The following is a 14,278-nucleotide window of genomic DNA, read 5'->3' on the forward strand; positions in this document are numbered from 1 at the left end:
CGCTGGGGTTAAGTGGTTAGAGTTGGTTAGTTGTTGGACTGCTGAGTGAGGTGTGGACATTATATCATAAAAGAGGGAAAAGACAGATTTGAGATTTCGCAGAAACAAAAACAGCCCGACGAGGGCTGTTAGCTAACAAAACAGTCTCAACTTAAATCGCAAACAAGTCGTTCAAGTTCTCAGCCAAGGTTGGGTGAGTGAAGATCTGTTTTGTGAAGTAAGTGTAAGGAATCTTGTTGTCCATCGCAACAGTGATGATGTTGATGATTTCTTGAGAACCTTCTGAGAAGATACTTGCACCGAGAATTTCTTTTGTTTCAGTATTGACAACCGCTTTGAAAGCTCCGCGAAAGTCGCCATTTACGTGACCACGAGGCATTGCTGCAACAGGGATTTCCTTCACAGCGTATGGAAGTTTCAATTCAGCTGCTTGGCTTTCAGTCAAACCAACTTGTGAAAGTGCAGGTGTGATGAACATAGTGTTTGGCACATTGAGACGGTCTTCAAGTGTGTAGCTGCCATCTCCAGCAAGGTAGCTGTAGACAACACGAAAGTCATCAAGTGAGATGTAGGTAAATTGAGGTCCACCGTTGACGTCCCCAACTGCAAAGACACCAGGAACGTTTGTTTGACAGTGTTTGTCGACCTTGATAGCACCACGTTCAGTTAGTTCAATATCGGTATTCTCAAGTTGAAGTGGTTCGACGTTTGGTTTACGTCCAGTTGCATAGAGAAGGGCATCGAAACGGTAAGTTTCCTTTTCAGTTACGACGAGAACTTGGTCACCGTCGTTTTTGATTTCAGTAGTACGGATGTTTTGAAGTAATTCAATACCGTCTTCTTCCATGTATTGTTTAGCAAGAGCTGCGATGGAAGGTTCTGCACGAGGTAGGAAAGTATCCAAGGCATCTAGGACTGTGACCTTACTGCCAAGTTTGTTGTAAAGACCAGCAAATTCAAGACCAATATTACCGCCACCAAGGACACCAAGCTTTTCAGGCAATTTGTCCAAATTTTGGATACCTGTTGAGTCAAAGATGTTTTTGCTGGTAGCAAGTCCGGGGATTGGCAAGACGTTTGAAACAGCACCAGTGTTGATGACGATTGTTTCAGCGGTGAGTTCTTGTTTTTCATCACCAGCCTGGATTTCGATGACTTTATTTGAAAGGAAGTGAGCTTCCGCATCAAAGATATCCACGCCTGTACCCGCAACAGTAGCGTAGTTTTTGCCATTGAGGCGACCAGTGATGGTATTTTTGGTAGCAATGACTTCTTCAAAAGACAAATCTTTCTCAGCAGCAACTAGCAAAGTCTTAGTTGGAATACAACCGATGTTGATACAAGTTCCACCATACATAGCTTTGCTACGTTCAACGAGGGCAACTTTTTTGCCAGCTGAAGCTAATTTACCAGCTAGTGTTTTCCCAGCTTTACCAAATCCGATAACGATTAAATCATAAGTTAACATTTTTAGTTCCTCCTATTTGGTTTCATTCTAGCACAAGAAAAAAACTTTTGCACAATTCTGCTACGGAAAAGACAGAAAACAATAAAAACGCTTTCTAGATAAAAAACTAGTAATTTTTTAACAATCTTGATAAACTAAAATCCTATCTATTTTTATATAAAATGGAATAAATGTTCGAAATTAGGAGGTTTTATGAAATCGAATCGTTATATTATTGCCTTTTCTGGAGTCATTTTACATTTAATGTTGGGATCCACTTATGCCTGGAGTGTTTATCGCAACCCTATTATGGAAAAAACGGGATGGGATCAGGCTTCTGTTGCCTTCGCCTTTAGTCTAGCAATCTTTTGTTTGGGCTTATCGGCTGCATTTATGGGACGTTTGGTAGAAAAATTTGGTCCGAGAGTCATGGGGAGTTTATCTGCTTTTCTATACGCAGGTGGGAATATCTTAACAGGATTTGCAATAGACCGTCAGGAACTGTGGTTGTTGTATCTAGCTTATGGCATTTTAGGTGGACTTGGTTTGGGAGCAGGCTATATTACCCCTGTGTCAACGATTATAAAATGGTTTCCTGATAAACGTGGTCTCGCGACAGGTTTAGCGATCATGGGGTTTGGTTTTGCTTCTTTATTGACTAGTCCCATAGCGCAACATCTCATCGCAGGGGTAGGGCTTGTAGAAACTTTTTATATTTTAGGTGCAAGTTACTTTATTATCATGCTCCTAGCTTCACAATTTATTAAGCGTCCAAATGAGCAAGAGCTTGCAATTTTATCTGTTTCAGGGAAAGAAAAAACAGCCTCTTTGACGCAAGGAATGGCTGCGAACCAGGCTCTGAAAAGCAATCGGTTTTATATACTTTGGATTATTTTCTTTATCAACATAGCTTGTGGTTTAGGTTTGATTTCAGCAGCATCGCCAATGGCACAGGAGATGGCTGGCTTGTCTACAAGTCATGCAGCAGTAATGGTGGGCGTTTTAGGGATTTTCAATGGATTTAGTCGCTTGCTCTGGGCGAGTTTATCTGACTATATCGGTCGTCCTCTAACCTTTAGTATATTACTGCTTGTCAATCTTTTCTTCTCGCTCTCACTTTGGCTCTTTACAAATTCCGTTTTATTTGTAGTCGCTATGTCTATTTTGATGACTTGCTATGGAGCTGGTTTTTCTTTGATTCCAGCTTATCTCAGTGATATTTTTGGAACCAAGGAATTGGCTGCTCTGCATGGATATATTTTAACAGCTTGGGCAATGGCTGGTTTAGCAGGACCTATTTTATTAGCAGAGACTTATAAAATAGCTCATTCTTATACACAAACCTTGTTCGTTTTTCTTATTTTATATAGTATAGCCTTGGCTTTGTCTTATTATCTAGGTCGTTCAATCAAAAAGGAGAGTCAAAAACCGCTTACATGATTTTCTAGAGAAATTAGGCTATCTTTTGTTCTGGTCTTGTGTTATACTAGATAGGTTGCAAAGAAAACAGTACTTTTCTTTTGTGGGAAAGAGGCAACACGATTTTGTATCCAGTATATGAAAATACGTCATGAAAAGAAAAGTATAAACTACGCCCTATAGGGTGGCTTCGCACCACCTTTAGAAAGAAGAATAACGTGAAATTTAATGAATTTAACTTGTCTGCTGAATTGCTAGCAGAGATTGAAAAAGCTGGATTTGTAGAAGCCAGTCCCATCCAAGAACAGACCATTCCCTTGGCTCTCGAAGGAAAAGACGTTATCGGTCAAGCTCAGACTGGTACAGGGAAGACTGCAGCCTTTGGCTTGCCAACCCTTGAAAAAATCCGTACAGAAGAAGCGACCATCCAAGCCTTGGTCATCGCTCCAACTCGTGAACTCGCTGTCCAAAGTCAAGAGGAACTGTTCCGCTTTGGACGTAGCAAAGGAGTGAAAGTTCGCTCAGTTTACGGTGGTTCCAGCATTGAAAAACAAATCAAAGCTCTTAAATCAGGTGCCCACATCGTGGTAGGAACACCAGGTCGTCTCTTGGACTTGATTAAACGCAAGGCCTTGAAATTACAAGACATTGAAACCCTCATCCTTGACGAAGCGGATGAAATGCTCAACATGGGCTTCCTTGAAGACATCGAAGCCATCATTTCCCGTGTCCCTGAAAATCGTCAAACCTTGCTCTTTTCAGCAACCATGCCAGATGCTATCAAACGTATTGGTGTTCAATTTATGAAAGATCCTGAGCATGTCAAGATTGCTGCCAAGGAATTGACAACAGAATTGGTTGACCAATACTATATCCGTGTTAAGGAACAAGAAAAATTTGATACCATGACCCGTCTCATGGATGTGGAACAACCAGAGCTTGCTATTGTATTTGGTCGTACCAAACGCCGTGTGGATGAATTGACTCGTGGACTTAAAATCCGTGGCTTCCGTGCAGAAGGAATTCATGGAGACCTGGACCAAAACAAACGTCTTCGTGTCCTTCGGGATTTTAAAAATGGCAATCTTGATGTTCTAGTTGCGACTGACGTGGCAGCACGTGGTTTGGATATTTCAGGTGTAACCCATGTCTACAACTACGATATTCCACAAGATCCTGAAAGTTATGTTCACCGTATCGGTCGTACAGGTCGTGCTGGTAAGTCAGGTCAGTCTATTACTTTTGTAGCACCAAATGAAATGGGCTACCTTCAAATCATCGAAAACTTGACTAAGAAACGCATGAAAGGCTTGAAACCAGCGACAGCTGAAGAAGCCTTCCAAGCTAAGAAACAAGTAGCTCTCAAGAAAATCGAACGAGACTTCGCAGACGAAGCCATTCGTGGGAACTTTGAGAAATTTGCTAAAGATGCTCGTAAGTTAGTTGCCGAATTTAGTCCAGAAGAACTGGCTATGTATATCTTGAGTCTGACAGTCCAAGATCCAGATAGCCTTCCTGAAGTGGAGATTGCGCGTGAAAAACCACTGCCATTTAAACCATCTGGAAACGGACGTTCTGGAAGTAATCGTGGACGCGACAATCGTCGAGGTGATAACCGTCGTGGTGGTCGCCGTGATGACTTCAAGAAAGGTAGTCGTGGAAACGATCGTTATGATAAGGAAAAACGTTACCGTAAGGATAATAAAAAACCTCGCAACACTTCAAGCGAAAAGAAAACAGGCTTTGTTATTCGTAACAAGGGAGATAAATAGGAAAAAGCGGTTCAAAATGAATCGCTTTTTTATATAAGGAGACCGATAGTAAAAGAAGATGTATAAAAGTAAAGGTGAGATGGGAAGGGGAACTTTAATCCATCTTCTTATAATATTATTATATAAAAATCCAAACAGAATGTCAATAAAAAATTGCTATTTTTCTAAAATATTTTTGCTTTTAAAAATTGCAACTCAATAAGCAATTTTCAGATAATTATTGAAATAAAGACTTTTCTATGTTATAATGGAAGCGATTATATGCGAGGTAAAAAATGGCACATTTATTAGAAAAAACAAGAAAAATTACATCAATTTTAAAACGCTCAGAAGAGCAAATGCAGGATGAACTTCCCTACAATGCCATTACACGTCAACTAGCAGACATTATTGATTGCAATGCCTGCATTGTCAATAGCAAGGGTCGTCTCTTGGGCTACTTTATGCGCTATAAAACTAATACAGACCGTGTAGAGCAGTTTTTCCAAACCAAGACGTTCCCAGATGACTATGTACAAGGGGCAAACATGATCTATGATACAGAAGCCAATCTTCCTGTTGAACATGATTTGACCATTTTCCCAGTAGAGAGCCGTGCGGATTTTCCAGATGGTTTGACAACCATTGCTCCCATTCATGTATCAGGGATTCGCCTAGGTTCCTTGATTATTTGGCGTAATGACAAGAAATTTGAAGATGAGGATTTGATTCTTGTTGAGATTGCGAGCACGGTTGTGGGGATTCAACTCTTGAACTTCCAACGTGAAGAAGACGAGAAAAATATTCGCCGTCGTACGGCTGTTACTATGGCGGTTAATACCCTCTCTTACTCAGAACTTCGTGCTGTTTCAGCTATTTTAGCTGAGTTGGATGGAAATGAAGGGCAGCTGACTGCATCAGTTATTGCAGATCGTATCGGTATTACGCGCTCAGTGATCGTCAATGCTCTCCGTAAGCTAGAGTCGGCAGGAATTATTGAAAGCCGTTCACTAGGAATGAAGGGAACCTATCTCAAAGTATTGATTTCAGATATCTTTGAGGAAGTGAAAAAGAGGGACTACTAATGGCAAATGCTTTAATCTCAATTGACTATACAGAGGATTTCGTAGCAGACCATGGAAAGCTAACTGCTGGAGCGCCTGCTCAAGCCATATCAGAAGCAATCAATCGCGTAACCAGACTGGCTTTTGAACGTGGGGATTATGTCTTTTTTACCATTGATGCTCATGAGGAGAAGGATACATTCCACCCAGAAAGCAAGCTCTTTCCACCACACAACATCATCGGAACTAGTGGGCGTAACCTTTATGGCCCCCTAGCTGACTTTTATGCTGAGCATGAGGCGGATAGTCGTGTCTTTTGGATGGACAAGCGTCACTATTCAGCATTTTCAGGTACGGACCTAGATATCCGCTTGCGAGAACGTCGAGTTGATACAGTCATCTTAACTGGTGTTTTGACAGATATTTGTGTTCTCCATACGGCTATTGATGCTTATAATTTAGGTTATCAAATCGAGGTTGTCAAGCCTGCGGTTACTTCCATCTGGCCAGAAAATCATCAGTTTGCTCTTGGACATTTTAAGAATACTCTGGGAGCCAAATTGTTGGATGAAAATCTTGATGAAATTAAAGAATGATTCCCTTGGAAAAATGAAAAAAATCTGAAAAAAGTGTTGACAAAGATTTTGAAAGTTGATATACTAGTAAAGTAATCGACGCGGGGATGGCGGAATTGGCAGACGCGCAGGACTAAGGATCCTGTGACCGCTTTAGGTCGTGAGGGTTCAAGTCCCTCTCTCCGCATAGGATAAGAGTTAGCTTTGGCTAGCTCTTTTTGTTTTCCAAAGAAGGCTAGAGCTACAGTTCGACTATCGGAAGAGCTTGGTATCAAGAACTATCATTTATGGCATGGAGTCGGTTTTTGATTGGTAAAACGTGTTCTATATGAAGAAAGTTGGCAGTTGCTAGCTTTCTTTATTTTTTCAAAAAATAAATCAAAAAATTTTTTCAATTTCATAAACATTTCATATTTGGATTTTATAATAGTCTTACAAATATGGAGGTGACAAATGAATCCAATCCAAAGAGCTTGGGCTTATGTCAGCAGAAAACGACTGAGAAGTTTTATTTTATTTCTGATTTTATTTGTCCTTTTAGCAGGAATTTCAGCCTGTTTGACTCTGATGAAGTCCAACAAAACAGTGGAAAGCAATCTTTACAAATCACTCAATACATCTTTTTCTATCAAAAAGATAGAGAATGGTCAGACTTTCAAGTTGTCAGACCTAGCATCCGTGAGCAAGATTAAGGGACTGGAAAATGTTTCTCCTGAACTCGAGACGGTCGCAAAACTGAAAGACAAGGAAGCAGTGAGTGGTGAGCAGAGCGTGGAGCGAGATGATTTGTCAGCTGCAGATAAGAACTTGGTCAGCTTAACAGCTCTTGAGGATTCATCCAAGGATGTAACCTTTACTAGCTCGGCTTTCAATCTAAAAGAAGGGCGACACCTTCAAAAAGGAGATTCCAAGAAAATCCTTATTCACGAAGAGTTGGCTAAGAAGAACTCTCTTTCGCTTCATGACAAGATTCACTTGGACGCTGGTCAGTCTGAAGCTGGAAAAGGACAAACAGTTGAGTTTGAGATTGTCGGAATCTTTTCTGGTAAAAAACAAGAAAAATTCACAGGCTTGTCTTCTGACTTCAGTGAAAACCAGGTCTTTACAGACTATGAAAGTAGCCAAACCCTTTTGGGAAACAGTGAACCTCAAGTCAGTGCAGCACGCTTCTATGTAGAAAATCCTAAGGAAATGGACGGACTCATGAAGCAGGTGGAAAATTTGGCCTTGGAAAATCAAGGATATCAAGTCGAAAAGGAAAACAAGGCCTTTGAACAAATCAAAGACTCAGTAGCAACCTTCCAAACCTTCCTAACCATCTTCCTTTATGGGATGTTGATAGCTGGAGCTGGAGCCTTAATTTTGGTCTTGTCTCTCTGGTTGAGAGAAAGGGTCTACGAAGTGGGGATTCTTCTGGCGCTTGGAAAAGGCAAGAGTTCGATCTTCCTCCAGTTCTGTTTAGAGGTAGTTTTGGTATCACTTGGAGCTTTGCTTCCATCCTTTATCGCTGGAAATGCCATCACATCCTATCTACTCCAAACTGTACTAGCCAGTGGAGATCAGGCAAGCTTACAGGACACGCTGGCCAAAGCAAGTGGTCTATCAACCAGTCTCCTATCCTTTGCAGAATCCTATGTTTTTCTGCTCCTAATTAGTTGCTTGTCTGTAGCCCTTTGTTTCGTATTCTTATTTAGAAAATCGCCGAAAGAAATTTTATCATCTATTAGTTAAGAAGGAGAAATCATGACTTTATTACAATTGCAAGATGTTACCTACCGTTATAAGAACACTGCTGAAGCAGTTTTATATCAGATCAAGTATAATTTTGAACCCGGAAAATTTTATAGTATCATTGGTGAGTCAGGAGCTGGGAAATCCACTCTCTTGTCCCTACTGGCTGGTCTAGATAGTCCTGTTGAAGGTTCTATCCTTTTCCAAGGAGAGGACATTCGGAATAAGGGGTATTCTTACCATCGCATGCACCATATTTCTCTGGTCTTTCAAAATTATAATTTGATTGATTACCTTTCTCCACTGGAAAATATCCGCTTGGTCAACAAAAAAGCAAGCAAGGATACACTTCTTGAGCTTGGTTTGGATGAAAGTCAGATCAAGCGGAATGTTCTCCAGTTATCAGGTGGTCAACAACAACGTGTAGCCATCGCTCGCAGTTTGGTATCAGAAGCTCCAGTTATTCTAGCTGATGAGCCAACAGGAAATCTGGACCCTAAAACTGCTGGAGATATTATCGAACTGCTCAAATCACTTGCCCAGAAAACAGGTAAATGTGTGATCGTCGTCACCCACAGTAAAGAAGTGGCACAAGCATCAGATATTACACTTGAATTGAAGAATAAGAAACTAACTGAAACTCGCAATACTACAAAATAAGATGAGCTTGTTTTGATAGAATGATAAAAACGAATCAAATCTAGAAAGGAAACCTATGTTACACAACGCATTTGCCTATGTTACAAGGAAGTTTTTCAAATCGATTGTTATCTTCCTGATTATTCTCCTCATGGCGAGCTTGAGTTTGGTCGGCTTGTCGATCAAGGGAGCTACTGCCAAGGCTTCTCAGGAGACTTTTAAAAATATCACCAATAGCTTCTCCATGCAAATCAATCGTCGCGTCAATCAAGGAACGCCTCGTGGTGCTGGGAATATCAAGGGTGAGGATATCAAAAAAATCACCGAAAACAAGGCCATCGAGTCTTATGTTAAACGTATCAACGCTATCGGAGATTTGACTGGATACGACCTGATTGAAACGCCAGAAACCAAGAAAAATCTCACTGCAGACCGTGCCAAACGGTTTGGAAGCAGCTTGATGATTACAGGTGTCAATGACTCCTCTAAAGAAGACAAGTTTGTCTCTGGCTCATATAAGCTGGTTGAAGGTGAGCACCTAACCAACGACGACAAAAACAAGATCCTCATGCACAAGGACTTGGCAGCTAAACACGGTTGGAAAGTCGGAGATAAGGTCAAACTAGACTCCAATATCTACGATGCAGACAATGAAAAAGGAGCCAAGGAAACAGTTGAAGTGACAATCAAGGGGCTCTTTGATGGTCACAATAAGTCAGCAGTAACCTACTCACAAGAGCTCTATGAAAATACAGCTATCACAGACATTCACACTGCTGCAAAACTTTATGGATACACAGAAGACACAGCTATTTATGGGGACGCAACCTTCTTTGTAACAGCAGACAAGAACTTGGATGACGTCATGAAAGAGTTGAATGGTATCAGTGGTATCAACTGGAAGAGCTACACACTTGTGAAGAGCTCCTCTAACTACCCAGCTCTTGAGCAATCCATCTCTGGTATGTACAAGATGGCCAACCTCCTCTTCTGGGGTAGCTTGAGCTTCTCAGTTCTTCTCCTTGCACTCTTGCTTAGTCTTTGGATCAACGCCCGCCGCAAGGAAGTGGGGATTCTCCTCTCTATCGGTCTCAAGCAGGCAAGTATCTTGGGGCAATTCATCACCGAATCTATCCTGATCGCCATCCCTGCTCTCGTTTCGGCTTACTTCCTAGCCAACTACCCAGCTCGAGCAATCGGAAATACTGTTCTTGCCAATGTCACTTCAGGTGTTGCCAAGCAAGCCAGCAAGGCTGCTCAAGCCTCTAATCTTGGTGGTGGAGCAGAAGTAGACGGCTTTAGCAAGACCTTGTCGAGCCTAGACATTTCCATTCAGACATCAGACTTTATCATCGTCTTTGTCCTTGCTTTGGTTCTAGTGGTTCTTGTTATGGCGCTTGCTTCAAGCAATCTCCTCAGAAAACAACCAAAAGAGCTCTTGCTCGATAGCGAATAAAAAACTTGCTACCTATTCTCCCCTAAATGGGGTATAATATAGGTAGCATTTTTATCTATTTCATCTTGATAATACTCTTCGAAAATCAAATTCAAACCACGTCAGCTTCACCTTGCCGTACTCAAGTACAGCCTGCGGCTAGCTTCCTAGTTTGCTCTTTGATTTTCATTGAGTATAAGGACTCTTCCTATCAGGATGAAACAGAGATGATTTACAAGAAATTTAAAGGAATGTGAAACGTTTTTTCTATGAAAATTTTAATTGTAGAAGATGAAGAGATGATTCGTGAGGGGATCAGTGACTATTTGACGGATTGTGGTTATGAAACAATTGAGGCAGCGGACGGTCAAGAAGCTCTGGAAAAATTTTCCAGCTATGAAGTTGCTCTAGTACTACTGGATATCCAGATGCCCAAGCTTAATGGCCTAGAAGTCCTAGCGGAGATTCGTAAGACCAGTCAGGTTCCTGTCTTGATGCTGACAGCCTTTCAGGATGAGGAATATAAGATGAGCGCCTTTGCCTCTCTGGCGGATGGCTATCTGGAAAAACCCTTCTCCCTCTCCCTCTTAAAAGTGAGGGTAGACGCGATTTTCAAGCGCTACTACGATACAGGACGAGTCTTCTCCTATAAGGATACCAAGGTGGACTTTGAGAGTTACAGTGCAAGCCTCGCAGGTCAAGAAGTGGCTATCAATGCTAAGGAGTTAGAAATTTTGGACTATCTGGTGAAAAATGAAGGACGGGCCTTGACTCGTTCTCAGATTATCGATGCTGTCTGGAAGGCGACAGATGAGGTTCCCTTTGACCGTGTCATTGATGTCTATATCAAGGAACTGCGGAAAAAGCTAGACTTGGATTGTATCCTCACTGTGCGCAATGTTGGTTATAAATTGGAGAGAAAATGAAACGAACAGGTTTATTTACAAAGATTTTTATCTATACCTTCTCGATTTTTAGTGTTCTGGTTATTTGTCTTCATTTAGCCATTTATTTTCTCTTTCCCTCTACTTATCTGAGCCATCGTCAGGAAACCATTGGCCAGAAAGCGACAGCCATTGCTCAGTCCCTGGACGGAAAAGATAGGCAGAGTATCGAGCAAGTGTTGGACTTGTATTCCCAGACTAGTGATATCAAAGGGTTCGTTAAGGGTGAGATGACTGAGGACAAGTTAGAGGTTAATGATAATTTTCCACTAGATACAGCTCGCCAGACAACTTCACTCTTCATTGAGGAACGCGAGGTAAAAACGCAAGACGGTGCTACCATGACTCTTCAGTTTCTAGCTTCGATGGACTTGCAAAAGGAAGCAGAGCAGATTAGTCTTCAATTTCTCCCCTATACCTTGCTGGCGTCCTTTCTGATTTCCCTCTTGGTGGCCTACATCTACGCTCGGACTATTGTTGCCCCTATTTTGGAAATCAAGCGGGTGACCCGTCGGATGATGGAGCTAGATGCCCAAGTGCGATTACGTGTGGATTCCAAGGATGAGATTGGTGATCTTAAGGAACAGATCAATAGCCTCTACCAGCACCTTTTGACAGTCATTGCGGACTTGCATGAGAAGAATGAAGCCATTCTCCAGCTGGAGAAGATGAAGGTTGAGTTCTTACGAGGTGCTTCTCATGAATTGAAAACACCTCTGGCTAGTCTCAAAATCCTAATCGAAAATATGAAGGAAAATATTGGTCGTTACAAGGATAGAGACCACTATCTGGGAGTTGCCTTGGGAATTGTGGATGAGCTCAATCACCACGTTCTCCAGATACTCTCTCTCTCGTCTGTGCAGGAATTAAGAGATGATAGGGAAAAAATTGACCTGCTCCAAATGACACAAGACTTGATAGAGGATTATGCTCTACTCGCTAAGGAAAGAGAGCTTCGGATAGAGAATTGCTTGACCCATCAGCAGGCTTACATAAATCCATCTGTGATGAAACTGATCCTATCTAATCTCATCAGCAATGCCATCAAGCACTCCACTCTAGGCGGCTTGGTTCGAATCGGAGAAAGAGAAGGGGAACTCTTTATCGAGAATAGCTGTAGTCCTGAAGAACAAGAAAAACTAGCCCAGTCTTTTTCTGGCAATGCTAGTCGCAAGGCCAAGGGTTCAGGAATGGGTCTCTTTGTGGTCAAAAGTTTACTAGAACATGAGAAATTACCTTATCATTTTGAGATGCAAGATGATCGTTTGACCTTCTTCATGCGTTATCCTAAAGTCGCACAAAACCAAGATAAAGAAAGGGTTTACATTGATTGAGTTGGAAGAAATTCAATCTAAAGTATGGGAAAAACTAGCTTTTTTTGTCAAAAAGTGATAAAATGAACAATGTAAATGGGATGTCCCAAAAAATATATAGGAGGCCTGACAAATGGCAATCGTTTCAGCAGAAAAATTTGTCCAAGCAGCTCGTGACAACGGTTATGCAGTTGGTGGATTTAACACAAACAACCTTGAGTGGACTCAAGCTATCTTGCGTGCAGCAGAAGCTAAAAAAGCTCCAGTTTTGATCCAAACTTCAATGGGTGCTGCTAAATACATGGGTGGTTATAAAGTTGCTCGCAACTTGATCGCTAACCTTGTTGAGTCAATGGGTATCACTGTACCAGTAGCTATCCACCTTGACCACGGTCACTACGAAGATGCACTTGAGTGTATCGAAGTTGGTTACACTTCAATCATGTTTGACGGTTCACACCTTCCAGTTGAAGAAAACCTTAAATTGGCTAAAGACGTTGTTGAAAAAGCACACGCTAAAGGTATCTCAGTAGAAGCTGAAGTTGGTACTATCGGTGGTGAAGAAGACGGTATCATCGGTAAAGGTGAATTGGCTCCAATCGAAGACGCTAAAGCAATGGTTGCAACTGGTATTGACTTCTTGGCAGCTGGTATCGGTAACATCCACGGTCCTTACCCAGCAAACTGGGAAGGTCTTGACCTTGACCACTTGAAGAAATTGACAGAAGCTCTTCCAGGCTTCCCAATCGTATTGCACGGTGGTTCAGGTATTCCTGATGACCAAATCCAAGCAGCTATCAAACTTGGTGTTGCGAAAGTTAACGTTAACACTGAATGCCAAATCGCATTCGCTAACGCAACTCGTAAATTTGCTCGTGACTACGAAGCAAACGAAGCAGAATACGACAAGAAGAAACTCTTCGACCCACGTAAATTCTTGGCTGACGGTGTAAAAGCTATCCAAGCATCAGTTGAAGAACGTATCGACGTATTCGGTTCAGAAGGTAAAGCATAATCTAGCTGAACAATACAGATGAAACCTGCCCATCGGGTGGGTTTTTTTGTGTGGAGAAAATAAATTATTTTTCAAGTTTAGGAGGTAGAATTCAATGTGATTCTAAGAAATTTTTTAATTTATGATAAAATAATAGTATGAGTATTATTAATTGAATTCAATTTTATATTTAGTTAGAATATAAAAATATTCTGGCATCATTGATTTTAATTACATAGTATAGAATATTCTATAATTCATTATTTTGAAAACTTTGTTTTATTCCAGTATAGTATGTAGGTGATATAAAATGAATAAATTGGCAAATAATATTAAAAGTTTAAGATTAAGCATGGGTGAAACTCAAGAAGATTTAGCTTATGCACTAGATTTAAATAGTAAGAGTGCTGTTGCAAATTGGGAAAGTGGTGATAATGTTCCTTCGTCAGAAAATTTACATAGAATCTCGAATAGATATGGAGTTACAATTGATCAATTAATGAATGATGATTTAACTTCCGAGTTTTCTTTTATAAAATATTTTGTAATGTTAATAGTGACGATGAATTAATAAAATTATTTATGAATTTATTTCCTGTTATACTCTTAGAGTCTGAGAAATCAAATTTAAAGTTAGTTGAGGCAATTGAGTGTCAAAAGAATTTAAAAAACTGTATGATTAGAGGAGATAATCAAGAGGAATTTGATTTCTATTATGATAAAACAAGTTATATTTATATGGAACTAATTGATAAGGAGGAATCTGTTTCAGCTAAAGCTAACCTTGTGAGTATGTTTCTTTTATGTGCTTTTTACAATAGAATTGGAAAGGAATGGGATGGTATTCAAGATTGTTTTGAATTTAATAATAAAAGTTTAAGAAAAAAAGAATTAAAACGTTTTATTTCGGAGATATATTTAAGTAGAAATTTAAATAAACTCAATAAGGAACGGTCAGAGTACCAC

The 14,278-nt window shown here is 40.6% G+C and carries 13 protein-coding genes and 1 tRNA gene; 13 read left to right on the top strand and 1 reads right to left on the bottom strand.

Annotation, left to right across the window (positions count from 1 at the left end; all coding sequences use genetic code 11):
* Nucleotides 1-151: 151 nt before the first annotated feature.
* Complete coding sequence (locus D8802_RS03790; RefSeq protein ID WP_125394841.1) at nt 152-1,468, bottom strand: FAD-containing oxidoreductase; 1,317 nt, start codon at nt 1,466-1,468, stop codon at nt 152-154.
* 192 nt (nt 1,469-1,660) lie between these two features.
* On the opposite strand from D8802_RS03790, the gene D8802_RS03795 reads away from it, so the two are divergent.
* The 13 genes from D8802_RS03795 to D8802_RS03865 form a co-directional block, all read left to right on the top strand.
* Nucleotides 1,661-2,887: an L-lactate MFS transporter gene (locus tag D8802_RS03795; RefSeq protein ID WP_125394842.1), complete on the top strand. Its 1,227-nt coding sequence runs from the start codon at nt 1,661-1,663 to the stop codon at nt 2,885-2,887.
* A 197-nt stretch (nt 2,888-3,084) separates the two neighbouring features.
* Nucleotides 3,085-4,638, top strand: coding sequence for a degradosome RNA helicase CshA (cshA, locus tag D8802_RS03800; protein WP_125394843.1), 1,554 nt, complete (start codon nt 3,085-3,087; stop codon nt 4,636-4,638).
* 275 nt (nt 4,639-4,913) lie between these two features.
* Complete coding sequence (gene codY, locus D8802_RS03810) at nt 4,914-5,702, top strand: GTP-sensing pleiotropic transcriptional regulator CodY (protein ID WP_125394844.1); 789 nt, start codon at nt 4,914-4,916, stop codon at nt 5,700-5,702.
* Nucleotides 5,702-6,277 (top strand): cysteine hydrolase family protein, encoded by a 576-nt coding sequence (locus D8802_RS03815; protein WP_125394845.1) that lies wholly within the window; start codon nt 5,702-5,704, stop codon nt 6,275-6,277. The genes codY and D8802_RS03815 overlap by 1 nt, the downstream gene beginning before the upstream one ends.
* Nucleotides 6,278-6,357: 80 nt before the next feature.
* Nucleotides 6,358-6,443 (top strand) — tRNA-Leu (locus D8802_RS03820).
* 266 nt (nt 6,444-6,709) lie between these two features.
* On the top strand, nt 6,710-7,987 hold the full coding sequence (locus D8802_RS03825) for an ABC transporter permease (RefSeq protein ID WP_125394846.1): 1,278 nt from the start codon (nt 6,710-6,712) through the stop codon (nt 7,985-7,987).
* A gap of 12 nt (nt 7,988-7,999) precedes the next feature.
* The gene (gene vex2, locus D8802_RS03830) at nt 8,000-8,647 is read left to right on the top strand and encodes an ABC transporter ATP-binding subunit Vex2 (protein WP_000173738.1); all 648 of its coding nucleotides are present in this window, start codon (nt 8,000-8,002) and stop codon (nt 8,645-8,647) included.
* A gap of 55 nt (nt 8,648-8,702) precedes the next feature.
* Nucleotides 8,703-10,082: an ABC transporter permease subunit Vex3 gene (gene vex3 / locus D8802_RS03835; RefSeq protein ID WP_125394847.1), complete on the top strand. Its 1,380-nt coding sequence runs from the start codon at nt 8,703-8,705 to the stop codon at nt 10,080-10,082.
* 248 nt (nt 10,083-10,330) lie between these two features.
* Nucleotides 10,331-10,987 carry a response regulator transcription factor VncR gene (gene vncR, locus D8802_RS03845; protein ID WP_000697942.1) on the top strand — a complete coding sequence of 219 codons (657 nt, stop codon included), beginning with the start codon at nt 10,331-10,333 and terminating at the stop codon, nt 10,985-10,987.
* Nucleotides 10,984-12,339 carry a sensor histidine kinase VncS gene (vncS, locus tag D8802_RS03850; RefSeq protein ID WP_125394848.1) on the top strand — a complete coding sequence of 452 codons (1,356 nt, stop codon included), beginning with the start codon at nt 10,984-10,986 and terminating at the stop codon, nt 12,337-12,339. Before vncR ends, vncS begins: the two co-directional genes overlap by 4 nt.
* Nucleotides 12,340-12,451: 112 nt before the next feature.
* Nucleotides 12,452-13,333 carry a class II fructose-bisphosphate aldolase gene (locus D8802_RS03855; RefSeq protein WP_001018995.1) on the top strand — a complete coding sequence of 294 codons (882 nt, stop codon included), beginning with the start codon at nt 12,452-12,454 and terminating at the stop codon, nt 13,331-13,333.
* A gap of 289 nt (nt 13,334-13,622) precedes the next feature.
* Nucleotides 13,623-13,883, top strand: coding sequence for a helix-turn-helix domain-containing protein (locus D8802_RS03860; protein ID WP_125394849.1), 261 nt, complete (start codon nt 13,623-13,625; stop codon nt 13,881-13,883).
* Nucleotides 13,884-13,894: 11 nt separating this feature from the next.
* On the top strand, nt 13,895-14,278 hold a 384-nt coding region (locus D8802_RS03865; protein WP_142999275.1), incomplete at its 3' end, for a hypothetical protein.

It is taken from the genome of Streptococcus oralis, assembly GCF_003943395.1.
Lineage (GTDB): Bacteria > Bacillota > Bacilli > Lactobacillales > Streptococcaceae > Streptococcus > Streptococcus oralis_BF.

Excerpts from the sequence above, each read along its gene's own strand:
- D8802_RS03790 (WP_125394841.1), bottom strand. The coding sequence starts at position 1,468 with ATGTTAACTTATGATTTAATCGTTATCGGATTTGGTAAAGCTGGGAAA.
- D8802_RS03795 (WP_125394842.1), top strand. The coding sequence starts at position 1,661 with ATGAAATCGAATCGTTATATTATTGCCTTTTCTGGAGTCATTTTACAT.
- codY (WP_125394844.1), top strand. The coding sequence starts at position 4,914 with ATGGCACATTTATTAGAAAAAACAAGAAAAATTACATCAATTTTAAAA.
- D8802_RS03815 (WP_125394845.1), top strand. The coding sequence starts at position 5,702 with ATGGCAAATGCTTTAATCTCAATTGACTATACAGAGGATTTCGTAGCA.
- D8802_RS03825 (WP_125394846.1), top strand. The coding sequence starts at position 6,710 with ATGAATCCAATCCAAAGAGCTTGGGCTTATGTCAGCAGAAAACGACTG.
- vex2 (WP_000173738.1), top strand. The coding sequence starts at position 8,000 with ATGACTTTATTACAATTGCAAGATGTTACCTACCGTTATAAGAACACT.
- vex3 (WP_125394847.1), top strand. The coding sequence starts at position 8,703 with ATGTTACACAACGCATTTGCCTATGTTACAAGGAAGTTTTTCAAATCG.
- vncR (WP_000697942.1), top strand. The coding sequence starts at position 10,331 with ATGAAAATTTTAATTGTAGAAGATGAAGAGATGATTCGTGAGGGGATC.
- vncS (WP_125394848.1), top strand. The coding sequence starts at position 10,984 with ATGAAACGAACAGGTTTATTTACAAAGATTTTTATCTATACCTTCTCG.
- D8802_RS03855 (WP_001018995.1), top strand. The coding sequence starts at position 12,452 with ATGGCAATCGTTTCAGCAGAAAAATTTGTCCAAGCAGCTCGTGACAAC.
- D8802_RS03860 (WP_125394849.1), top strand. The coding sequence starts at position 13,623 with ATGAATAAATTGGCAAATAATATTAAAAGTTTAAGATTAAGCATGGGT.